Origin of the sequence: Nocardia salmonicida (assembly GCF_036142455.1) — a bacterium.
In the GTDB taxonomy this organism is placed as follows: domain Bacteria; phylum Actinomycetota; class Actinomycetes; order Mycobacteriales; family Mycobacteriaceae; genus Nocardia; species Nocardia salmonicida.
Genome location: NZ_CP108014.1, coordinates 4,940,185 through 4,961,759, shown reverse-complemented (window position 1 = coordinate 4,961,759; position 21,575 = coordinate 4,940,185). Strand labels below are relative to the sequence as shown.

The window sequence follows — 21,575 nt, the reverse complement described above, 5'->3', positions numbered from 1 at the left end:
TCATCCGGACGAGCCCGACGAAGCGATCAGCAGGGCGCGGCCGGGGCTTGCGGCCGCTCCGCAGGCAGCTCCGCTTCCCGGCGAACGATCGGTGTGAATCCGGGAAGACGGCCGTCGACGAGCGGGATCATCAGCTGGACCAGCGGCCCGATCCCGAACGCGTAGACCAGCGTGCCGATCCCCACGCTGCCGCCGAGGAACCAGCCGGTGGTCAGCACCGAGACTTCGATGCCGGTCCGAACAGACCAGACCGGCCAGCCGGTCCGGCCAACCAGTCCAGTCATCAGTCCATCGCGCGGTCCCGGACCCATGCCCGCACCGATATAGAGCACCGTCGCCGCGGCGTTCACCACCACCGCGGCGACCATGGCCACAACCCGCAACCACAGCGCGTCCACGGCCGGAATCAACCACAACCCGACGTCGACCGCGACCGCGATCACCACCACATTGCTGATGGTCCCGAGCCCCGGCCGCTGTCGTAGCGGAATCCAGGCGAGCAGCACAGCGATCCCGGTGAGCGCGGTCACCACCCCGAAACTCAACGGCACATGCGCGGCGACCCCCTGATGGAACACATCCCACGGGTCGAGTCCGAGTCCCGCCCGGATCATCACTGCCATCGATGTCCCGTACAACCACAAACCGACGTAGAGCGCGACCAGGCGACGAGTGAGCATAGGTAATAGAATCCCGCCGACTGGACCTAGAAAAAAGAGCCAATCTGGGATAGCTGGACTGATCTGTCATCGAGATCCGTCGCAGCGCTCCGACACTGTCGCCCACTCATCCCTCGTGCGCGAGCAACCAGGCCTTGGCTTCCAGCCCCCACCGGAAGCCGCCGAGCGCGCCGCCGATCCGCAGCACGCGATGACACGGCACGAACAGCGCGGCGGAGTTGCGCGCGCAGGCATTGGCCGCTGCCCGCGTAGCCGCCGGACGCCCGGAGAGTCCGGCGAACTCGGTGTAGGTCACCGGCTCGCCCGCCGGCACCTTGCGCAGGACTTCCCAGGCGTGGACCAGGAACTCGCCCGACTGTTGACGCACGGGAATCGCGTCGATCGCCGTGAGATCGCCCGCGTGATAGTCGACGACGGCCTGGGTGACCGCGCCGAGTGAATCTCGCTGCCGCAGTTCGGCCGGGCGCAAGGTGGTGTGGATGAGGCCGGTCAGTGTGGCCGCGTCCCCGGTCCAGCCCGAGGCGAGTACGGCGCCGTCGGTGTCGACGACGGTGGTGAACGGGCCGATCGGCGTGGTGACCGTCGCGACATCGGCGCGACGAAGAGCAGTGTCAGTCATGGTGTTTCGCTTCCTGAAGAGAAGGTTCACGGACAAGCGCGCCACGATGTTCGAGCGCGGTCTTCCACAAGTGCATGGACAGATAGGAGCGCCACGGCGCCCAGTGGGTGGTGTCGTCGAGATCGATTCCCGCTCGCTCCGCGCCCTGGCGAACCACCAGGTCGGTGTCGAGCAGGATGTCGGGATCGGCCAGCGACCGCATGGTGACGTAGTCGGCCGTCCACGGCCCGACTCCGTCGAGCGCGAGCAGGTCGTGCCGCAGGTCAGCGGCAGTGCGACCGGAATGCAGGACCAGTTCGCCGTCGGCGATCGCTCGTGCCGCGGCAACGATGGCGTTGACCCTGCGCACGGGCCCGGTCAACACCTCGGCGCCGCGCTCGGCGACCGCTTCGGCCGTCGGAAACAGTCGAGGCACCGGCCCGTCGATCCGCTCGCCGAGCGCATCCACCAGCCGCGCGGTATGTGTCCCCGCCGCCCGCACCGAGATCTGTTGCCCGATCATGGTGCGCAACAACAACTCCGAGCCATCGAGGCACCCCGGCACGCGAACTCCCGGCGTGAACCCGTGCCCCGTGATGGCATCACCCGATTGACTGGAACCGATCCCGAGCGCACCGTCGATCCCCAGCGGATCGGCGTCCAGATCGAGCAGATGCCGCACCCGCGCCACAGTCGGCGCCAGATCGCGCATGTCCCGCAGCGCCAACTCGGCCCGCACATGACCCGGCTGGAACGACAGTCGAATTGTCGCGTGGCCGTGCGGAGTACGCAGGCTGCGCGTGTACACGCCGTCCTCCCACAGCTCCATCCCCGGCACGGCGTGTGACGAGAGGAACCAGGCCAGCCAGCCGGTATCGAGCGGCTCGCGATACGGCAGTCGCAAGGTCAGCAGACCCGGCGTGCCCGGTGCGACGACATCGGCGCGCGGCGATCGGCGCAACTCGGTCCGCATCGTCGTCGGGCTCACCGCGAACACCTCGCGCACGGTGTCGTTGAACTGCCGAATACTGGCGAACCCGGCCGCGAACGCGATATCCGACATCGGCATCTCGGTGGTCTGGATGAGCAGCCGCGCGGTGTGCGCGCGATGTGCCCTGGCCAGCGCGAGCGGACCGGCACCGAGTTCGGTGGTGAGCACCCGCGTGAGCTGACGCTGCGAATAACCGAGGGTGGCGGCCAGCCCTGGCACCCCACCCCGCTCGATCATCCCGTCACCGATCAACCGCATGGCCCGCGCGGCCAGGTCGGCGCGCACATTCCACAGCGGTGAACCGGGCGCGGCATCGGGCAGGCACCGGCGGCAGGCGCGATAACCGGCCTGCTGCGCCGCCGCCGCGGTGGGCAGGAACGACACATTGGCCCGCTTGGGGGTGATCGCCGGGCACGAGGGCCTGCAGTAGATGCCGGTCGTGCGCACCGCGGTGAAGAACTGCCCGTCGAAGCGGGAGTCGCGGGTGGAGACCGCCCGATAGCAGCCCTCGAAGTCCAAAGCGGTGATGGTCACGAGTTCCACAATGGCACCCGTCCCGGCGAGGTGCTAGCGGAAATCGGCCACTGATCCTTCAGGGGCGTGAACCCGGATCAGCAGCAGCGATTGGTCGGATTCCGCTCGGCCTCGGCATAGCGTTCGCGCCAGTAGTCGCGCACCGACGGCACCGGAGCCGCCGGATGATTACGGCGCAGATGGTCGACGTAGCGCTCGTAATCCTGGCCGCCGTTGATCGCGCTGTACCAGCGGGCGATGCCACGCAAGGCCGCCCAGACTCGTCGGAGAATCTCTCGAGGCCCACCGAGATCGCCGGCGACAACCGCAGGGGCACGGACGGCCGATCCACTGAATCGGCCGTCCGCGTCCCTGACCACACTCACGAGACGTGCGCCGATCCGGGCGCGCTCACCTTGCCCTCGGCGATCAACGCGTCCCACTCCTTCTGCACGTTCTTCTCCGTGGCCGTGGCGACGAAACCGCTGGGGGCGAAGATCTTCGACGGCTGCTCCTCGGACTCGGTACTGGTCACCGTGCCTGTGCGGATCGCCTTCGCGCACACCAGCACACCGATGACGGTGACGATCAGCACCAGCACCGCGAACACGATCGACAGCGTGCCCTGGATGAAGGTGTTGCGGATCGCGATGTCGACCTGCTCGGGCGTCTTCGCCGTCAGGCAGGCTTTGCCCGCGTCCTTGGCCGCCTCGCACAGGCTGTGCTGCTTCCAGTAACCGACCTTGGGATCGTCGGAGAAAATCTTCTGCCAGGACGCGGTCATCGTGACCACCAGATCCCACGCCAGCGGAACACCGGGAATCCACGCCCACTTCCACTGCCCGCGCTTGACGATGATCGTGAGCACCACGATCAGCGCGATCGCGGCGAGCAGCTGGTTGGCGATGCCGAACAGCGGATACAGCGCGTTGATGCCGCCGAACGGATCATTGACGCCCATCAGCAGCACCCCGCCCCAGCCCGCGACCACGATCAGCGAGCACAGCCAGGCGCCGATCCGCCACGACGGATCACGGAACTTCTTGAACCCGCCGCCGAAGTTGCCCAGCGCGTCCGAGACCAGGAAGCGCGCCACCCGAGTGCCCGCGTCGATGGTGGTGAGGATGAACAGCGCTTCGAACATGATCGCGAAGTGGTACCAGAAGGCCTTCATCGTCGAGCCGCCGAGGAACTGCGAGAAGACATCGGAGATGCCGATCGCCAGGGTCGGTGCGCCACCGGTGCGCGAGACGATCGACTTCTCGCCCACTTCGGCGGCGGCGTCGGTGAACAGTGCCGGCGTGGCGGGCGGACCGGACAGGCCGAGCGAATTCGTGAACTTGGCAGCGCCTTCGGCCGTGCCGCCGGTGAGTCCGGCCGAGGCGTTCATGCCGAAGTACAGGTGCTGGTCGATGATCGAGGCGGTGATGATCGCCATGATCGCGACGAACGACTCCATCAGCATGCCGCCGTAGCCGATCATCTTGGCGTTGGATTCCTTGGCCATCAGTTTCGGCGTCGTGCCGGAGGAGACCAGCGCGTGGAAACCCGAGAGCGCACCGCAGGCGATGGTGATGAACAGGAACGGGAACAGACTGCCCGCGAACGCGGGACCGGCGCCGGTGTGCGCGAATTCGGAGACGGCGGGCGCCTTCAGTACCGGCATCGTGATCAGGATGCCGACCGCGAGCAGCACGATCGTGCCGACCTTCATGAACGTCGACAGGTAGTCGCGCGGGGCGAGCAGCAGCCACACCGGCAGCACCGAGGCGATGAAGCCGTAGGCGATCAGGCACCATGCGATGGTGGTGCGCGACAGGGTGAACCAGTCCGCGCCCCACTCGGTTTCGGATACCCAGCCGCCGCCGATGATCGCGGCCAGCAGCAACACGATGCCGATCGCGGAGACCTCGCCGACCGCACCCGGCCGCAGGTACCGCAGATAGATGCCCATGAACAGGGCGATCGGGACGGTCATCGCGATGGAGAACACACCCCACGGGCTCTCGCCGAGCGCGTTCACCACCACCAGCGCCAGCACCGCCAGCAGGATCGTCATGATCACCAGGATCGCCACGATCGCCGCGACACCGCCGACGACGCCGAGCTCGTCACGCGCCATCTGGCCGAGGCTGCGGCCGCGTCGACGGGTCGAGGCCCACAGCACCAGGTAGTCCTGCACCGCGCCGGCGAACACCACGCCGACGACGATCCAGATGGTGCCGGGCAGATAACCCATCTGCGCGGCCAGCACCGGACCGACCAGCGGACCGGCGCCCGCGATGGCGGCGAAGTGGTGTCCGTAGAGCACCCGCCGGTCCATCGGCATGAAATCTTTGCCGTTGTCATAGATTTCGGCGGGCGTGGCCACGTCGTCGCGCGGCTTGGTGATCTTCCACTCGATGAACCGCGCGTAGAAGCGGTAGGCGATGATGTAGGTACAGACCGCCGCGATCACGATCCACACCGCGTTCACGGACTCGCCGCGCACGAACGCGATGATCGTCCACGCGACAGCGCCGAGTACGGCGATCCCCGCGAACACGGCCTTCTTGGCGGGCGTGATCGGCGTGCGATCGACGACACCGACCGGAGGCAAGTCCGGGTCGGTCCGCAGATGTTCGATGGTCGCCATTGACTCAACTCTCCTGTATAACGCGCAGAGCCTCGGGTGAAGCAATCGACAACGTAGCTGATCGCAGAACTGCGACGGAGAGGTTCGCACACGATCGTGCGCAGAATGAAATTTTGTTCAGCTGGTCATTCGCCCCGGTAGGTTCCGAAGCTCCAGAGGTTGCCTTCCGGGTCGGCGGCACTGAAGCCACGGGAGCCGTAGTCCTCGTCGCGCAGGTCGCGGATGATCCGCGCGCCCGCGGCCTTCGCCCGGGCGTAGAGCGCGTCGGGCCCGTCGGTGACCAGGTAGAGATTGGCGACGCCCGGTGGGCGCGTGCCGAAGGGGCTGTCGTCGCGGCCGGTGGACCCGAACATGACGCCGCCGCCGCCCGGCCAGCGCAGTTCGCCGTGTTCGACGACGGAGTCGTCGTTTTCCCTGGCGTAGACCGCAGTTGCTTCGAAACCGAAAGCGGTGGTGAGGAATTCGACCATGGCGCGGGCGTCGTCGAAGGCGAGGCAGGGCCAGATGGTGTTCGGTGAAGTTTCCATGTGCTCAGCCTCTCGCTGGTCCGGCCCCCGGGTCTTGGACGGATGGAATCTCCTCGGCGAGCCAGGCGGTGGGGGCCACGCCGGCCAGTTCGGCGAAGTCGCGGTTCAGGTGGGCTTGGTCGTAGTAGCCGCAGGTGTTCGCGACCTGGGCGATGGAGATGTAGGACGGAGTGCTCACCAGCATGCGCCTGGCGCGCTCGAACCGGATGATCCGCGCAGCCAGTTTCGGGCTCGCGCCGAATTCGGCGGTGAACTTGCGGGTCAGGTGTTGGCGAGTCCAGCCGATTCGATCGGCGAGCGGGTTGATCGCATAGGTACCGCCGGTCTCGACGAGAGCGCGCCAGGCCCAGGTCAATTCGGGACCGGCGAGAGTGTCGGTTCGGGCCGCCGCGGTCAGGGCTCGGTCGCACGCGGCGAATCGACTCGGCCAATCCCGTTGCGACTGCACGGCATCGGCGAGATGGTCACCGAGAGTGCTTTGCGCTTGGGAACATTCGATCGAGGTGTCCCACAGTTCGCTCGCGGGCAGGCCGAACAGCACCCGGCAACCCAGCGGGGTCAGTTCGATCGCCACACCTTCTTGAAAACCGGTGTGCGCGATCATCGCTGGGCTCGCCTGCAAGCCGCTCAGTACGCAGCGATAGCTGCCGGGGGATTGGTGCGGATCGGTTTGCTCGATGACATCGATGGTGGGGCCGATGGCGACGATGAACGTCATGTGCCGTGATGGCAGGCCGCGGTGCAGGCCGGGCTCGAAACCCGCGAGCCGATAGCCCACGTACCGGTCGATGAACGCTGCCAACACCGGCGCGGGGGCCGCGGTCACCACCTCCGTGGTCGCCTCCATAGGGCAACGCTACGCCGGGGGTGTGGGATTACCCACGCGTCTCGGGCATCGCTGCGGGGTAACCGGACCGTGAAGGTGCTCTCCGCCATGCGGCGGAGGCGGTGAGATTTAGCACTCGTAGGCCGATGGCCTGTGGAAACGCGAGGTCAGCCGGTTAATGTTGCGCCTTCGCTCAATTCTGTAGGAGGTGTCATGCGGCGGGTTCAGTACGAGCGCAGCAGTGGTTCGGAGATGCTCGAGGTCGTCGCGGCCGAGATGCCGGTACCCGGTGTCGGTGAGCTGCTGGTCCGGGTCGAGGCCATCGGCGTCACGCTGTCGGCGATCCGGCGGATCAGTGCCGCGCCGGTCACGCAGATGCGTGCCGAAATCGCCGGTGAGGTCGTCGGGGTCGGTGACGGGGTCGACGGATACGGCGTCGGGTATCGCGTGGTCGGGCTCTGTACCTCCGACGCCTATGCCGAGTACGTCGTGCTCGCGGTCGACCAGGCTTCCGCCATCCCGGACGGCGCTTCCGCGGTCGATGCCGTCGCGTTGATGCGCAGCGGGCTCGTCGCGCTCGGCGCGCTCGACACCGCCACCCCGCGTGAGGGCGAAACCGCGCTGGTCACCGCCGCTGCCGGCGGTGTCGGCCACCTCGCGGTGCAGTTGGCGCGGGTGCGTGGAGCGAGCTGGGTGGTCGGCGCGGTGTCCGACGAGTCGAAGATCGATTTCGTGCGCGAACTCGGCGCCGACGAGGTCTTCACCTACGGCGAGCTGCACTGCGGCAAGCAGGCTGATTACGCCCTCGACGGCGTCGGCGGCACCGGTCTCGACGGCACCCTCGCCGGTCTCGCGGAAGGTGGCCGCGCGGTCACCTACGGCACCGGCGGCGGCCTCGTCGACACCGAGGATCTCCTCGCCGGTGGCAAGACCCTGACCGGTTTCCGGATCGGCCGTCTCGCCCAGCGCGACCCGGCCCGCTACGAGGACCTGCGCCAAGAGGTCTGGCAGTACTACGCCTCCGGTCTGCTGCACCCGGTCGTGCACGCCGAGTTCGCGCTCGACGATGCCGCCGCCGCGCACGCGGTCATCGAGCAGCGCGCCAACCTGGGCAAGGTCGTCCTCGTCCCCTGATCGCTGCTCGACCCGCCCCGGCCGACGGGGCGGGTTCCGGTGGTTCGGTCGCGGTCGCGGACCCGTAGACTCTGCTCCTTGTGAGCCTCACCCTCGGAATCGTCGGCCTGCCCAACGTCGGAAAGTCGACGCTGTTCAACGCGCTGACCAAGAACGACGTGCTGGCCGCGAACTACCCGTTCGCGACCATCGAGCCCAACGTCGGCGTGGTCCCGCTGCCCGACCCGCGCCTGAACAAGCTCGCCGAGATCTTCGGTTCCGAGAAGATCGTGCCCGCCGTGGTGTCGTTCGTCGACATCGCCGGCATCGTGAAGGGCGCTTCCGAAGGCGCGGGTCTCGGCAACAAGTTCCTCGCCAACATCCGTGAGGCGGACGCGATCTGCCAGGTCGTGCGCGTGTTCGCCGACGACGACGTGATCCACGTCGACGGCCGGGTCGATGCCGCCGCCGACATCGAGGTCATCGAAACCGAGCTCATCCTCGCCGACCTGCAGACCCTCGAGAAGGCCATCCCGCGCCTCGAGAAGGAAGCCAGGGTCAAGAAGGACCGCAAGCCCCTGCTCGACGCGGCCAAGACCGCCGAGGGTTTCCTCAACGAGGGCACCACCCTCTTCGCCGCGGGCAAGAAGATCGACGCCGACCTGCTGCGTGAGCTCTCCCTGCTCACCATCAAGCCGTTCCTCTACGTCTTCAACGCCGACGAATCCGTCCTCACCGATGAGGCCAAGCTCGCCGAGCTGCGCGCCACCGTCGCCCCCGCCGACGCGGTCTTCCTCGACGCCAAGGTGGAAGCCGAGCTCCTCGAACTCGACGACGAATCCGCCCTGGAGCTGTTGGAGTCCATCGGCCAGACCGAGCCCGGCCTGCACGGCCTCGCCCGCGCCGGCTTCCACACCCTCGGCCTGCAGACCTACCTCACCGCAGGCCCCAAGGAATCCCGAGCCTGGACCATCCACCAGGGCGACACCGCCCCCAAGGCCGCCGGCGTCATCCACACCGACTTCGAACGCGGCTTCATCAAGGCCGAAATCGTCGCCTTCAACGACCTCGTCGACGCGGGTTCCATGGCAGCCGCCAAGGCCGCGGGCAAGGTTCGTATGGAAGGTAAGGACTACGTCATGGTCGACGGCGACGTAGTCGAGTTCCGCTTCAACGTGTGATGGCTCGGCGTCGAAGAACAAGTAGGTGCTCCATGTTGTCCGTGTTCTGGCACGTCACCGTGCTTGATTCGAGACGACGAGGGCAAGTGCAGCTGCCCCATCTGCAGTGCGAACTCGACGACTGCAGCGACGATCTGGCGTAGTCCCGAACCGATCACGGCCCTTGAAGTTTCGCCCCGAGGTGTTCGGAAAACGACCGTTTGCCGAACATCGGTGCCCCGGGTCGTGCGCCGGAATGTCTAGCGTGGCTGGTTGGTGCGCCATTGGTCGGTGGTGATGGCGTACTCGACTTCGCCGTGTTCGGTCCCGGGGATCGGCTGCTCGAACTGAAGGTGGAAGGTCCGGACGTATTCCATCCCGATGGATGTCATGGTGGTGCGTGATGCGGTGTTGACGCTCATGGTTTCGGCGAAGATCCGTGTCAGTCCGAGGTCTTCGAAGCCGTGCCGAAGAAGTTCCCGTGCTCCTTCACCGGCCAAGCCTTGTCTCCAGTATCGGGGCAGCAGGCGGTAGCCGAGTTCGGCTTGTCCCTCGATGGTGCCCTGGTCCGGGCGTTCGGGAGCCGCGAGAACCCACCATCCGACAAAGTAGTCCTCGACGAGCCCGATCCAGTATCCGATGCCGGGGATCAGCGTTGCGGCGGTGAGTCGCCTGCGGTGGGCGTCCTCGATCTCCGGGCGCGAGCGCGCTGTGCCATTGCCGAGGTAGCGCATGACATCGGGGTCGGAGTCCAGTTCGATCTCGTAGTCGAGGTGTTCTTCGATAAGCGGTACCAGAGTGATTCGGTGGCAACGCAGTTCGGCTTGTGGCATGGGTCGATCGTCGGTTTCGGGGTACGGAGCTGTCCAGGAGTTTTGCGCAAGGTACAGCAGTGCCTGGACGATGAGGGGTGACATCGTCACCGTCGGCACTACCGGCGCCGTAGCGTCCTCGGTGGCCAGCACCGCGGTGGCCATAGTGAATTGGTGCCGTTGGGTCCACGTGAACGGGTCTTCGAGACGCACCTATCACCTGGGAACACAGCTGATTACTCGAGCCCGTCTTCTGCCGCAGTGGGCGAGTACCGTTGGTGTTCAATAGGTCTCGATTTGAATGGGGTGTCGGTTGGCGGATCTCTGGACAGTCATGGCCACGTCCGGACTGGCAGCTGTCACGGCATTGGCGGGCATATTCGCTGGCGGTCGGGTGAGCCGTCAGAGCCAGGATCGTCATCTGATGCGAGACAGTCAGTCGGCCGCGTACTCCACCTTTCTCCAGGAGTACGGCAAGGTCGAAATCGACCTTCGCGAGGCGTATGCGGCCAATCGACCCAATACCGCCGATTGGGAATCGTTCAATGCCTCCCTGGCAGCGCTCAGCCTGGTGGCTCCTACGGATGTCAGTGCAGCGACATTGCCTATCCGGGCCGCGATCGAAGCGTTGCTCATATTGATCGCTCGCGAGCCAAAGGTCGCAGCCGAGTACGAGCGAGTCCACTCGACGCTCACCCAAGCCCAGATCGCGTTCGTGAACGCCGCGCGGCGCTCACTCGATGGGAAGCTGGGACAGCTTGATTTCGTGGTCGGGGGAACACCCCGCTGGGGCTTTGTTGCACATTGGCTTCCCAGCGCCTACCACCGCTCAGATCCACCAAACCCGACTCACCCTGATCCGACCGCTGAGTAGACCGTAACGAGGTCCGTGTTCTCCGTCCGGAACACCGCACCTCATTTCCGATCACCCACAAATTCGAAACCGCCGACAACCCGCGACAGTTCAGCTATCGCTCGATCCCAGAAGATGACGCCTACAGAGCTGGTCGGGAGGCTGATTCGACAAGCGTATCCGGTGCATCGTGCGACGATCTCCCGCAGTGGGGGTGCGTCCATGAGTGGGGTGGTCAGGGGCTGGCGCGGCCCCCGTCAGACAACGCAGTGGAGGTCCACGTGTGTTCGGAAAACGAACGTTTGCCGAACGCGGTCGGATCGGAGGGCGGCCCGTACCGAACCCGCCGGCGGAATGTTCATCGACCCGTTCGGTATCGGCTCCCGTATGCCTGCGGTTGACCTCGAAAAGGAACGACCCCCACCCCAGTCTCGGGGCGGGTCGTTCCACTTCAACGCCGACGGGCGGCCGCCATCTGCTCCTTCGAGACGGCTCCGACCACGCTCAGGCGCGGATACTCGCTTCTAGCTCCGCGGCGTCGGGGCCCGTGATCGTGAATTCGACACGGACCGGCGCCGCTGGTGTGGTCGCCCCGCTGGCGGGACCGGGCACGATCGACTGTGCCAGTTCGCTGATCGCATCGACCTGATCGACCAAGCCTTGCTGGGCTGCGTAGTGCCGCAGCGCCGACTTGTTCTCGTCGAGTAGAACCGCAAGGACGTCTTCGACTCCGAACCACGCGCGGCCGTTGTGCTCGGCTGATTCGGCGGCTTGGCGCAAGGCTCGGATCAGGGCCGGAGCCGCACCTGTCAGAGTCGCGTGAGTTTCGTTGGTGTCCGTCATGTGTGCTCCCGTCAGAAGAGAATCTCGAGTCCCGTGTAGAACCCGCCGATACAGGTCCTGGTCCCATCCATCTCGTGGATCACGACCCCGCCGCCATCTACACACTGCCCCCCGGTGATCGCCGAGGCTTGCCCAGCAGAGACGACTGTCACCATCGTCGCAAAAGCGAGGATGACCGTGGCCCTGGTCAGGATCTTACGCATTCTTATTGACCCCCAAATTGATTGAGTCGGTACAGAACTCGCCTACACCTTCTATGACGCACCCCGAAGCCACAGGGTTCCGTGCGGTAATCCAGCCCTCTTGACTGTCCCGGCTGAAGTGCTCGAGGAAGCGAGACGGTCCGTAGGTTCAACCTCGGTCTCGCATCGAGTTCGGGATTCGTGCGAGCTGGGCTACGGTGCGGCGCGCAGGTCGGCGTAGACCGTTTCACGGCTGATACCGAAGTCGTTGGCCAGCTTGGATTTCGCCTCGCCGGCGGTGGCTCGGGCGCGCAGCTGGGCGACCTGTTCGGCGCCCAGCGCGGCGGTGCGCTACGTGGTCGGGGAGTGGGCTGTCAAGCAGGTGGAGTTCCGCTTCAACGTGTGATGTAGCACCAAAGGCTTTGAGCCTGCATCATCGACTTTGTTGAGCCCCGTCCGGAGAACCGGATGGGGCTCTGGTCGTTTCCCGTGATCGGGTTGAAGTGGTTGGGTAGGTAACGATGCGCTGGGCGACCCGTGCGGCCATGAGAGTGGAAACGCCGCTGGGCAGTAGGGGGTCGTAGCCGCTCAGTTCGGTGATGCGGCAGAGTCGGTAGGTGACGGTGTTGCGGTGGATGAACAGTGCCTGGGCGGCGGCGTTGTGGTTGAACTCGCTGTCTATGAACGCGTCGAGGGTCTCCAGCAGCGCAGGATGATCGGCGAGCGGATCGAGCAGCGCGGCCAGGGCGGTGAGCGTGGCTCCGCCCGCAGCCACGGAGTATTCGAACATCATGTGCCTTCGGGTGCAGATTGTTTCGGGCCGGGCAAGAGCGCGGGCCGTCTCGGCGACGGTGTGCGCTTCGGTATAGGCCCCGGGGATGTCCGCCCGGGTGCGGGCGGTCGCGACGCCGATCCAGCATCCGGGCTGAGCATCCTTGCCGGACAACCCGATACGGCTGGCCAGCGCTGCCGCCGGATCGTCTTCGTCGACCGGGCGCAGGGGGACGAGCGCGATCCAGCCGCCGTTGTCGCGGTAGAGGAAGGTGCCCGGGAGCTGCCCGAGCCGGTTGCGTAGGGCGGTGAGCGTGCCGGGCGCGGGTTCGCCGAGCCGTACCGCGGCAACGAGGAACGATTCCGCGATGGGGATTTCGGGTGCGCCTGTCCACCCGCTGATCTCGCGTCCGGCCAGCAGGTCGGCAGCGATCTCGCCTTGGCGTTCCAGGATGTCCCAGCGTGGCTGGCGACTGTCCTCGATCAGGGCGGTGGCGATGTGTGTGACCACCAGGCTGAGGTAGTTGGTCAGGCGCAGCCCGAGTTCCGGCAGCAGCGGGTACTCGTCCGGTTCGAGGACCGAGATGGACCGACTCCACAGGAATGCGGTGCCGACCCGGTAATTGGTCAGGATCTCCTCGATGGACATACCGTCACGAACCAACCGCATCGCCCGCTCGACGATCGGGCGGGTGTCTTCTCTGGACAGTTCGGAGTCCACGGTGAGCGACCGGAAGAACAGTGCGATATTGAGTTGGACGCTCGGTTTGAAGTCTGCGTCCAGCATGGAGTGGGGCAGCAGATCATCAGTCTCGAGGGTGGTGGCCAAGCCTGCCGCTTTGGCGTGCGTCCGCTCGACTACCTGCTGCCACCGCTTATCGTGCGCGAGCCCGGGCTCGGGGGAATACATCTGGGTCATGTGCCCTCCTAAGACGCCGGTACCCGCGTCGACCGATCGGCTCAAGAGCCAGGGAAGCCTTCGGGCAGCGGTGCGGGGAACCCGAGGTTGAACGTCGGGCCCGGAGGCAAGCCGCGCAAGACTGCGCTGGTCCAGGCTACCGACGGAATCCAGCCGGTGACAGCGTTCACCCCGTGCTCAGGAAGGGGAACGGTGATGAACCGCAGGTCCGCACCGCTGTCCCAGTACTTGTTCACTGTCGGCAGCACTGTCGACGGTGGCACGACCTCATCCCAGATACCGTGCCACCAGAGGATCGGGGTGTCCGGTATGTGTTTGCCGAGGCTGTTGTCTTCCAGCACTCGCTGGATAGCGGGCTCGGTTTCCAGTGATTTGCCCGGTTTGAAATACGCACTCAGTGGGCGGTATATCCCCGACGGCGCGAGGGTGATGACACAGCGAGACTGAAAATCGCGGAGTAGCTGCTGGCCTTCCTCGGTCAGCAACTCCTCGGGCCGGAACACATCCGGGTATTCCCGCGCGAAGGCTACGAGCCCGAGCCACATGGTGAAGTTGCCGATCCCTGCGAGTCCGGTCTGCGGCTGCACCGCGTATCGGGCGATTCCCGTGAGGCTGCCGGGGGTGGCGCCCACGGCCGTGCCCAGCAGCCGCACATCAGGCGCGTAGGTGGCGCGCAGTTCGGCTGCGCGAATCGATCCCGAGCCGCCACCGGAGTACCCGTACAGCGCGATGCCGGCATCAGACAGACCCAGTCCCGCATCGTTCTTCACCGCGCGCAGGCTGTCCAGCACCATCTTGCCCTCGGCGTAGGTGTTGAACGTATTGAACTTGCCGTCGAAGTCGGGGACGTTGAGGGCGAAGCCTTGCATCAGCCAGTAGATCGCTAGCGCGGACTCCTTCATCGTGCCGACCTGCAACGTGTACGACGGATTGCAGGAGGAGTTGGTGGAGTCGATGGCCTCCTGGAACGACAGCACCGGCCGTGTACTGCCCTGCCACGGAATGCCCGGGACGATGACGGTCGTGGCTGTCACGATGGGATTGTCGTGGACATCGTTGGACCGAAACAGCAGTTGCTTGGTGTAAACCGGGAACGGGATGCCGACCAAGCGGGTCTGGACCTCCCGCGTGCGAACGATCTGACCGGGCGCGTAGGAGGCAAGGTCGTCCGGATCGTTGTACCAGGGGTCTTCCGAGGGCATCGGAATCGGGAGCAGATCGTAGATCTGCGGTTCGGACGGCAGTTGCGGGAGTTGGTTCTGGTCTGGAGGGAATGCGATATCGGTGGGATCACCTACCGCGGTACCGGCATTGACCAGCACAGTTGCCGCGGATAGCGTCGCGACAGTCCAGTGTCGCAACCACGTCTTACCCATTGAACCTCCAGCGTCATTGCCATGAAGTGTCGAAAGCCTCCCGGCACCTCGAACAAGAACATCGCATGACACAGTGCGGAGTCTTCGGCACGATCCCAGCAGTGAATGCCAACATTTGTGCGTGTGCACAACCGATCCGAGGGCACTTCACCAGGCTCGATCGGGTTTGCCGGCCCGATGCTTCGGGTCGACCGCGCCAGACTGCCGCCAACTCCACTCAGTGGATGGAAGTCGGTAGGTCTCGAGATCCCGTTCCAGCGGGTTCCGCGTGGCCTGTGATTGTCGTTACAATCGTGTGATATTCGTAGCACCCAGGGGATTCGCCGGTTCGACGATCGGAGGGGCTCGATGAAACCGCATTACATGTATCGGTGGGTCAACAACCACGGGTTGGTCCTGCTGTTCAAGAAGATCCTGCTTCGTCGTGGCAATCCGTTCGCTCGATTGATCGGTGGTGCGGAGGGGATCGAGAATCCGTACGCGCTGATCGAGGAGATGCGCGGGGAGGGTGGGTTGATCCGCGCTCTTCCAGTGTGGATCACCTTCGATCACGACATGGTCCGGGATATCTTGCGCGACAGCCGTTTCGGTGTCGGTATACCCACTGTGTTCGGGATACCGGGGCCGGTGTTGCGCGCGCTGGAGCGTCAGCCTCTTCCGCCGAATCTGATGGATCCGCCGTCGATGCTGGTGATCGACGAGCCCGAGCACACCCGGATGCGCAAACCGGTCTCCACGGCGTTCACCCCGCGGGCCATCGCCCGGCTGCGCGACAGGATCGAGACGGTCACCGGGGAACTGCTCTCGGAGCTGCCCGACGACGGGCACACCGACCTGGTGACGCGGTTCGCGGCGCAGGTGCCCATCGCCATCATCTCCGAGATGCTGGGCTTCCCGGACGCCGACCGCGAGATGTTCCTGCACTGGGGCGACGAGATCAGTCCGTTGCTCGACCTCGGGATCTCCTGGCAGACGCACCAGCGGGCGATGGAATCCTCGGAGCGACTGCACCGGTATCTCGTCGACCACCTCGAGCGGCTCCGCGCCGAACCCGGCGACGACATCCTCAGCAGCCTGGTCACCTCGGGTGATCTGTCCACCTACGAACTGTGCGCGTCGGCGACCCTGCTGATGGCCGCGGGCTTCGAGACAACGGTCAATCTGATCGGCAAGGGTGTCGTCTGGCTGCTCCAGCACCCCGAACAGCTGGCCCGGTTGCAGGCCGAGCCGGACCTCTGGCCCAACGCGGTGGAGGAGATCCTCCGAATCGATCCGCCGGTGCAGTCCACCGCTCGCACCACCAGGACGGCGCTGGAGATCGGAGGTCTCAAGTTGCGTGAGGGGTCGACCGTGGTGCTGTCACTGGCCGGCGCGAACCGCGACCCCGCCGTGTTCACCGACCCGTCCCGGTTCGACATCACCAGGGACAACGCCAAGAATCATCTGTCCTTCAGCAGCGGTAGCCATGTGTGCCTCGGCGCCGGTCTGGCCCGGATGGAAGCGGCGCATGCCCTGCGCGCGCTGTTCGAGACCTTCCCGCATCTGCGATTGACCCATCCGCCCACCCGGCGGCCCCTCTTCACCCTGCACGGCTATCAGCACCTTCCCGCGCACACCGGTCCGCGCGTCCGCAGTCACTCGTCCATCAGCTGACCCGCTCACCACACCCATGTAGGCACGCTGACCAGTCGGTTCCAAGCTCGCAGTGGGCATAGCCTCCAAGACAGATTGGTGCTCGTTGTGATGGTGGGCTCGGCGCCCGCATCAGGCAAGGACGCAAACCTCGGTTGCGCTGCGCTTTCTGATGCGGACGTCGTTCACTATGTGGCGATGCTAAATAGAGATCTGCGCGCGTCTTTTATTTTTGATACCATCTCGCAAAGATAGGTTATTGAGGCTATGTGGGGTGGAATTCGATGCGGCAACGGTTCTCAATTTTCCTGGTAGTTCTTCTGGTTGCTGTCGTAGCCTCTAGTGATTGGCCGCTAGGCTTTCTCGCGTCTTTTTGGTCGTCTCATCAGATAATATCTGGATTGGTATCCGATTTCTTGATGATATTGGTGGCCGCAGCCGTGATCGAACGGCTTCTTTCGCGGAGGTCTACTCGTATCAAGAATGGTGTCCTAAGAATAGCTCGCGACGACCTGGTGGGCCAATACAACATCAGTCGCAGGCTCCTCGTTCAGTTGGCGGGCTGCATCTCCTTCGATGATCGTGCTGCTCGGCCGTTGTCTCAAAAGTCGTCGGCAGAGCTCAAAGAGATCTTGGACAGCCATTTCTCGTCGATATATTGCAACCGGCTCGGTGAAATCCCGGAACGGTTAAATGTGCTGTTCGACGACCCCGACTGGCTACGCCTGGTGAATGACGAGCTTCAGCGACGGCAAGTTGACTGGAGATTCGTGCTGTCTCGATGGGCGGACGCTATGCTCTCCGAGTCTGGGCTGGACGAAATTCTGTTAACAGCGACAGAATGCAATCGCGCAACTAATAGTCTCCAAGTTCCCGTCCTTAAGCAACTTCGAGATGGGGATCAGGGGGACGATTTGCGAGGATATCTAGTCGACACCTGGGTTGCCCTGGTGAATGAATACTCGACGCAGATAGATAGTCTCAGCGACCATGCAATGTTGAATCGTAAGTATGATTTCGGTATCACGGATGTAGAGCCGACCGATCAATAGTGCTCGTTTGGCTTTGGGCGGAAGGCGATTTTCGTATGCGAGCGCACCAGTGTGCGGCACCCGATCGGATCGGGCAGAAAGTATCGGGCGCGCAGGTCTTCGGCTGACGAGAATCGTTCGGGAAGGGGGTAGCCGTGATCGAGTTACTGAATCGCCTCGTCACTGTGGTGGAAGAGCACCTCGGCGCGGAGGTCGACGTCGATGCGTTCGCCTCGCGATCGGGAACTACCGAATACCACCTGCGACGCATGTTCTCGTCGTTGGCGGCGATGCCGCTGTCCGATTACATCCGTCGGCGACGGATGACGGTCGCCGCGGCCGATGTGATCGGGGGCGAGGATCTGCTGACGATCGCCGTCCGGTACGGGTACGGGTCGACCGAGGCATTCGGGCGAGCGTTCCGTGCTGTTCACGGCGTACGGCCCGCTGATGTGCGACGCGACGGCGGCCCCCTTCGAAGTCAATCGCAACTCAGGTTCCGCCTGACCGTCGAAGGGAGCACCGCCATGGATGCCCGAATCATCGAACAGCCCTCGTTCCGACTCATCGGCCACGCCGCTCGCGTGCCGTTGATCCACGAGGGTGTGAACCCACATATCCAAGCGCATATCGCGTCGCTACCCGTGGCCGAGCACGCACGCCTCGCACAGCTCAGCAATACCGAGCCCGGCGGCCTGCTGCAGGTGAGTGCGGAGGTCGACCCGGATTACGCGCAGGACAGTGAGCTGACCTACCTGCACGGCGTCGCTGTCGCCGCCGGAACCGCTGTCGAAGAGGACCTCGACGCGATCGAGGTTCCCGCCGGAATGTGGGCGGTCTTCGGCACGACGGGTGAACATCCGAAACAGCTTCAGGACGCGTGGGCGGCAACAGCGACGGAGTGGTTCCCCTCGAACCCCTGGCGATTGCGTCCGGGCCCGTCCATCGTCTCGGTGCTCGACCGGGCCGACGACTTCAGCACCGCGACGTGCGAGTTGTGGCTCCCTGTCGAACGGAGCTGACGCGCCGCGACACCAAGGTGGTGTTCTGTGCACCCTCGGGGGAGCGGGCTCAGTACTCGGGGCCCTGATGAGGGGCCCCGATTCGGCGCAGAGTGGATGTTGTCACCACACGCGAACCGGAGGCTCCGATGTCGAACATCAGCACACTTGTCCGCTCAGCCGAGCGTCGTGTTTCGGTGTCGACCGGTGACGGCGTTGACCTCGCGGTTCGTGAGTACGGGGCGCGGGATGCGCATATGACGGTTGTCCTCATCCACGGACATTGCCTGCGGACCGAGTCGTGGACGGATGTGCGGGACGCGCTGCTGCGCGAGCACACCGGCGCCAAGGTCGTGTGCTACGACCATCGCGGGCACGGTGACTCCGCTGCGGCGTCGAGGAAGACCTACAACATCGAACAGCTCGGTCATGATCTGCACGACGTGCTCGACGTCGTCGCCCCGACCGGGCCGGTCGTGCTGGTCGGGCATTCGATGGGTGGCATGACCGTTCTGACCTACGTCGACCAGTACCGGCACGAGGTCGGGACCCGCATCGTCGGCGTCGGGCTCGTCGCCACCGCCGCGAGCGGGCTCGCCGACGCCGGCTTCGGTCGACTGCTGCACAACCCGATCGTCCCTGTTTTCCAGGCCGCGGTTCGGCGCGCACCGCGCCTGATGCAACACGCGAAGGTGCTGGCCTGCAAAGTGTTCGCCCCGGTCGTGCGCACCGCCGAGTTCGGCGATCGCAAGGTCAGTCAGCGCGTGCTGGCGCTGGCTGAAGCGATGCACAACGCGACGTCGATCGTCACCATGGCAACCTTCCTGAGCGCCTTCAAGACCTTCGACCGCACCGCCGCCCTGGCCACCCTCTCGACCGTCCCCACCATGATCCTGTGCGGCTCCGCAGACCTGATGACGCCCCCGTCCCATTCGATCGCCATGGCCGCCGCCGTCGACTACGCCGACTTCGTGCAGATCGACGGCGCGGGCCACTCGGTGATCCTCGAACAGCCCGCGCAGGTCGCCGAGGCCATCGCCCGCCTGGTCGGCCGAGCAGCCCACGCCGACCAGCCCGCACGCGTCCAGCTGGCACTCGCGGCCTGACCCACCCCGGCCGTCGGCCACAGGTGCCGTCTCAGCTCGCGTCGAACTGGAGACGCTGCATGGATTACCCGGTGAAGTCGGCGGTCAATAGATCAGGGATCGCAGGGGCCCGATGATCCGATGGTGTGCGCCTGCCGAGGCCGTCATCGATCGACGGCGGTGGTGCTCGATTAGATGGTGTCGTCGCGCTCGCACAGGCGGCATCGGTAACTGCCGTGGAAAACGGAGTGACGGGTGCACAGCTCGAGGAAGCTCAGGGGCAACGGGGATGTCCAGTCGCCCATGGGGGACGTGGATGCCAGTGCGGGGTCGAAGTCGGCGACCATGCGTGTGAAGGCGGCGAGGTTGTAGTCGATGGACGGGGTGTAGTTCAGGTTCTGCCAGGCAGTTCGGGCGGTGGCGCGATCGAGAATGTCGAGGAAGAAATTCTGTTCGGCTCGATGGTCGGGGGTCCACGGCATTTCCTCGAGGTCGAAGCCCGCGAAACCACGGGAGGCTCGGGAGGTATCGCAGAAATGTATGACCAGGTTCTGCTGCCATGCGGTTCGCGCGATGGGGGAACCTGCCAGAGCGATCACATCGCAGAAGACGTCAGTGCTGCCGTTGTTCATATTGACTTCCACGCCGAGCGTCCGTGCTCCGAATCTGTTGCCCATCGAGCGACCTTATCTGCGTGGAGGCGGGCCAGTTCGGTGAAGCCTGCTTCGGTGAGAACCTTGCCGCCTGAGCACGCAGCAACTTGCCGTCGAAGGTGTCAGCTCTCGTCGAACTGGAGTCGCTGCACGGGTTGGCCGGTGAAATCGGCGATGAGTTCGAAGTCCTTGTCGGCATGTAGGACGGTGAGTTTCGAGCGCTCGGCGATCGCGGCGATCAGTAGATCGGGAATAGACGGTGCACGGTGCTGTCCTCGCGCGGCCAGTTCTCGGAGGACTCGCAACGCGCGGTCTTCCGAAGTGGGCGTCTGGTATTCGACCGGCATATTCGCGAGCGGGGGGAGGTCGAGCAACTCGGCGAGGTCCGCCGCGGTGCGCGTGGAGTAACCGGTTTCCAGCAGGGTGACCGTAGCGATCCGAACCAATCCGCGTTCGATGCGGTCGGCCCATACATGCGCGTCCGGTGCTGCGCCGATGCGAACGAGGGCAGACTTGTCGATCAGCCAAGGGCGCGGGCTCACGACCATGCGCGTCTCATGACCTCAGGGTTGTCCAGGTCCTGTGCGAGCTCGGCGACACGATTGAGGTCACCGACAGTGACGGGCACGACTCGCTGAAAGTCCCGCACCAGCCAACGCCGCAAGAACTCCCCCCGGGATATCCCCAACTCGCGGGCGCGCTGGTCGACTTCTTCGATCGCGGATTCGGGGACGTCACGGATGAGAATGTCTGTCATGGTCGCTACCTCCTGATATCAATGATATCAGGAGGTAGCTGCTAGGGTCCGGGGCTGTGATCGTCTGGCTCAACGGCACCCACGGCGCAGGGAAGACGACGACCGGTGCGCTCGTGCAGAAGCTGATCCCGGATTCGCGGGTGTTCGACGCCGAGAAGGTCGGTGAGACGCTCATGGACGTCACGCCGGGGCTGCCCGCGACGAACAACTTTCAGCACTGGCCACCGTGGCGACCGCTGGTGGTCGAGACCGCCCGCCACATTCTCGACTACACCGGCGGCACACTGGTGATGCCGATGACCGTGCTGGTCGAGCAGTATTGGCGGGAGATCAGCACCGGGCTGGCGCGGCACGCGATACCCGTCCGGCACTTCGTCCTGCACGCCGACCAGGACACCCTCCGTGGGCGGATCGAGGGTGACACCGTTCTCGGCCCCTCGTCTTTCCGACTTCAGTACCTCGAGCCCTACGCGGAGGCCGCGCGTACCTGGCTGCACAGCGAGGCAGAGGTTGTCGATACCTCCGACATCACGCCCGCCGAGGCCGCCCAGCGGATCGCTGACGCCGTCGACAACTGACGCGGTTTCGGCCCGAAAGCTATGCGGAACAGTAAATTG

General features: G+C 65.0%; 24 protein-coding genes. 9 read left to right on the top strand and 15 right to left on the bottom strand.

Features of this window, described 5'->3' with window-relative positions; genetic code table 11:
- Window positions 1-26: 26 nt before the first annotated feature.
- From yczE to OHS03_RS23320, 7 genes are all read right to left on the bottom strand, one after another.
- Window positions 27-680, bottom strand: coding sequence for a membrane protein YczE (gene yczE / locus OHS03_RS23350; protein WP_328657025.1), 654 nt, complete (start codon window positions 678-680; stop codon window positions 27-29).
- A gap of 106 nt (window positions 681-786) precedes the next feature.
- Window positions 787-1,299 (bottom strand): methylated-DNA--[protein]-cysteine S-methyltransferase, encoded by a 513-nt coding sequence (locus tag OHS03_RS23345; RefSeq protein WP_328657022.1) that lies wholly within the window; start codon window positions 1,297-1,299, stop codon window positions 787-789.
- Entirely contained in the window at window positions 1,292-2,812 is a 1,521-nt protein-coding gene (locus tag OHS03_RS23340; RefSeq protein ID WP_328657021.1) for an Ada metal-binding domain-containing protein, read from the bottom strand. The genes OHS03_RS23345 and OHS03_RS23340 overlap by 8 nt, the downstream gene beginning before the upstream one ends.
- A 68-nt stretch (window positions 2,813-2,880) precedes the next feature.
- Window positions 2,881-3,051: a YbdD/YjiX family protein gene (locus OHS03_RS23335; RefSeq protein ID WP_157125196.1), complete on the bottom strand. Its 171-nt coding sequence runs from the start codon at window positions 3,049-3,051 to the stop codon at window positions 2,881-2,883.
- A gap of 113 nt (window positions 3,052-3,164) precedes the next feature.
- Window positions 3,165-5,417, bottom strand: a complete 2,253-nt coding sequence (locus OHS03_RS23330; protein ID WP_062984562.1) for a carbon starvation CstA family protein — start codon at window positions 5,415-5,417, stop codon at window positions 3,165-3,167.
- A gap of 125 nt (window positions 5,418-5,542) precedes the next feature.
- Window positions 5,543-5,944, bottom strand: a complete 402-nt coding sequence (locus tag OHS03_RS23325; protein WP_328657019.1) for a VOC family protein — start codon at window positions 5,942-5,944, stop codon at window positions 5,543-5,545.
- A 4-nt stretch (window positions 5,945-5,948) separates the two neighbouring features.
- Window positions 5,949-6,791 carry an AraC family transcriptional regulator gene (locus OHS03_RS23320; RefSeq protein ID WP_328657017.1) on the bottom strand — a complete coding sequence of 281 codons (843 nt, stop codon included), beginning with the start codon at window positions 6,789-6,791 and terminating at the stop codon, window positions 5,949-5,951.
- Between the two features lie 192 nt (window positions 6,792-6,983).
- Between OHS03_RS23320 and OHS03_RS23315 the strand changes: the two genes are divergently transcribed.
- Window positions 6,984-7,904 (top strand): quinone oxidoreductase family protein, encoded by a 921-nt coding sequence (locus OHS03_RS23315; RefSeq protein ID WP_062984556.1) that lies wholly within the window; start codon window positions 6,984-6,986, stop codon window positions 7,902-7,904.
- Window positions 7,905-7,984: 80 nt separating this feature from the next.
- On the top strand, window positions 7,985-9,064 hold the full coding sequence (gene ychF / locus OHS03_RS23310; RefSeq protein ID WP_063005505.1) for a redox-regulated ATPase YchF: 1,080 nt from the start codon (window positions 7,985-7,987) through the stop codon (window positions 9,062-9,064).
- A 239-nt stretch (window positions 9,065-9,303) separates the two neighbouring features.
- On the opposite strand, the gene OHS03_RS23305 is transcribed toward ychF, so the two are convergent.
- Window positions 9,304-10,020, bottom strand: coding sequence for a GNAT family N-acetyltransferase (locus tag OHS03_RS23305; RefSeq protein ID WP_328657015.1), 717 nt, complete (start codon window positions 10,018-10,020; stop codon window positions 9,304-9,306).
- Between the two features lie 169 nt (window positions 10,021-10,189).
- On the opposite strand from OHS03_RS23305, the gene OHS03_RS23300 reads away from it, so the two are divergent.
- Complete coding sequence (locus OHS03_RS23300) at window positions 10,190-10,729, top strand: hypothetical protein (protein WP_328657013.1); 540 nt, start codon at window positions 10,190-10,192, stop codon at window positions 10,727-10,729.
- 483 nt (window positions 10,730-11,212) lie between these two features.
- On the opposite strand, the gene OHS03_RS23295 is transcribed toward OHS03_RS23300, so the two are convergent.
- Both OHS03_RS23295 and OHS03_RS23290 read right to left on the bottom strand, forming a co-directional pair.
- On the bottom strand, window positions 11,213-11,551 hold the full coding sequence (locus OHS03_RS23295; RefSeq protein ID WP_328657011.1) for a hypothetical protein: 339 nt from the start codon (window positions 11,549-11,551) through the stop codon (window positions 11,213-11,215).
- Between the two features lie 395 nt (window positions 11,552-11,946).
- Entirely contained in the window at window positions 11,947-12,048 is a 102-nt protein-coding gene (locus OHS03_RS23290) for a hypothetical protein (protein ID WP_357365348.1), read from the bottom strand.
- On the opposite strand from OHS03_RS23290, the gene OHS03_RS34735 reads away from it, so the two are divergent.
- Complete coding sequence (locus OHS03_RS34735; protein ID WP_357365130.1) at window positions 12,002-12,139, top strand: hypothetical protein; 138 nt, start codon at window positions 12,002-12,004, stop codon at window positions 12,137-12,139. The two genes, OHS03_RS23290 and OHS03_RS34735, sit on opposite strands and share 47 nt — an antisense overlap.
- A gap of 27 nt (window positions 12,140-12,166) precedes the next feature.
- Here OHS03_RS34735 and OHS03_RS23285 read toward each other — a convergent pair whose 3' ends face one another.
- Together OHS03_RS23285 and OHS03_RS23280 are read right to left on the bottom strand one after the other, a co-directional pair.
- Complete coding sequence (locus OHS03_RS23285) at window positions 12,167-13,423, bottom strand: PucR family transcriptional regulator (protein WP_328657009.1); 1,257 nt, start codon at window positions 13,421-13,423, stop codon at window positions 12,167-12,169.
- A gap of 41 nt (window positions 13,424-13,464) precedes the next feature.
- Window positions 13,465-14,799 carry a lipase family protein gene (locus OHS03_RS23280; RefSeq protein WP_328657007.1) on the bottom strand — a complete coding sequence of 445 codons (1,335 nt, stop codon included), beginning with the start codon at window positions 14,797-14,799 and terminating at the stop codon, window positions 13,465-13,467.
- 348 nt (window positions 14,800-15,147) lie between these two features.
- Here OHS03_RS23280 and OHS03_RS23275 point away from each other — a divergent pair, with 348 nt between their 5' ends.
- The 4 genes from OHS03_RS23275 (at window position 15,148) to OHS03_RS23260 (ending at window position 19,569) form a co-directional block, all read left to right on the top strand.
- Entirely contained in the window at window positions 15,148-16,452 is a 1,305-nt protein-coding gene (locus OHS03_RS23275; protein ID WP_328657005.1) for a cytochrome P450, read from the top strand.
- 407 nt (window positions 16,453-16,859) lie between these two features.
- Window positions 16,860-17,483, top strand: coding sequence for a hypothetical protein (locus OHS03_RS23270; protein ID WP_328657003.1), 624 nt, complete (start codon window positions 16,860-16,862; stop codon window positions 17,481-17,483).
- A 134-nt stretch (window positions 17,484-17,617) separates the two neighbouring features.
- The gene (locus tag OHS03_RS23265) at window positions 17,618-18,484 is read left to right on the top strand and encodes a GyrI-like domain-containing protein (RefSeq protein ID WP_328657001.1); all 867 of its coding nucleotides are present in this window, start codon (window positions 17,618-17,620) and stop codon (window positions 18,482-18,484) included.
- A 128-nt stretch (window positions 18,485-18,612) separates the two neighbouring features.
- Window positions 18,613-19,569 (top strand): alpha/beta fold hydrolase, encoded by a 957-nt coding sequence (locus OHS03_RS23260; RefSeq protein ID WP_328656999.1) that lies wholly within the window; start codon window positions 18,613-18,615, stop codon window positions 19,567-19,569.
- 170 nt (window positions 19,570-19,739) lie between these two features.
- Here the strand turns inward: OHS03_RS23260 and OHS03_RS23255 are convergent, their stop codons facing one another.
- The 3 genes from OHS03_RS23255 to vapB form a co-directional block, all read right to left on the bottom strand.
- A complete protein-coding gene (locus OHS03_RS23255) occupies window positions 19,740-20,225 on the bottom strand; it encodes a hypothetical protein (protein WP_328656997.1) in 486 nt (161 codons plus the stop codon).
- 98 nt (window positions 20,226-20,323) lie between these two features.
- A complete protein-coding gene (locus OHS03_RS23250) occupies window positions 20,324-20,749 on the bottom strand; it encodes a PIN domain nuclease (protein WP_328656995.1) in 426 nt (141 codons plus the stop codon).
- On the bottom strand, window positions 20,740-20,958 hold the full coding sequence (gene vapB / locus OHS03_RS23245; protein ID WP_328656993.1) for a type II toxin-antitoxin system VapB family antitoxin: 219 nt from the start codon (window positions 20,956-20,958) through the stop codon (window positions 20,740-20,742). The genes OHS03_RS23250 and vapB overlap by 10 nt, the downstream gene beginning before the upstream one ends.
- A 56-nt stretch (window positions 20,959-21,014) precedes the next feature.
- Between vapB and OHS03_RS23240 the strand changes: the two genes are divergently transcribed.
- Window positions 21,015-21,536, top strand: coding sequence for an ATP-binding protein (locus tag OHS03_RS23240; protein WP_328656991.1), 522 nt, complete (start codon window positions 21,015-21,017; stop codon window positions 21,534-21,536).
- Window positions 21,537-21,575: the final 39 nt, after the last annotated feature.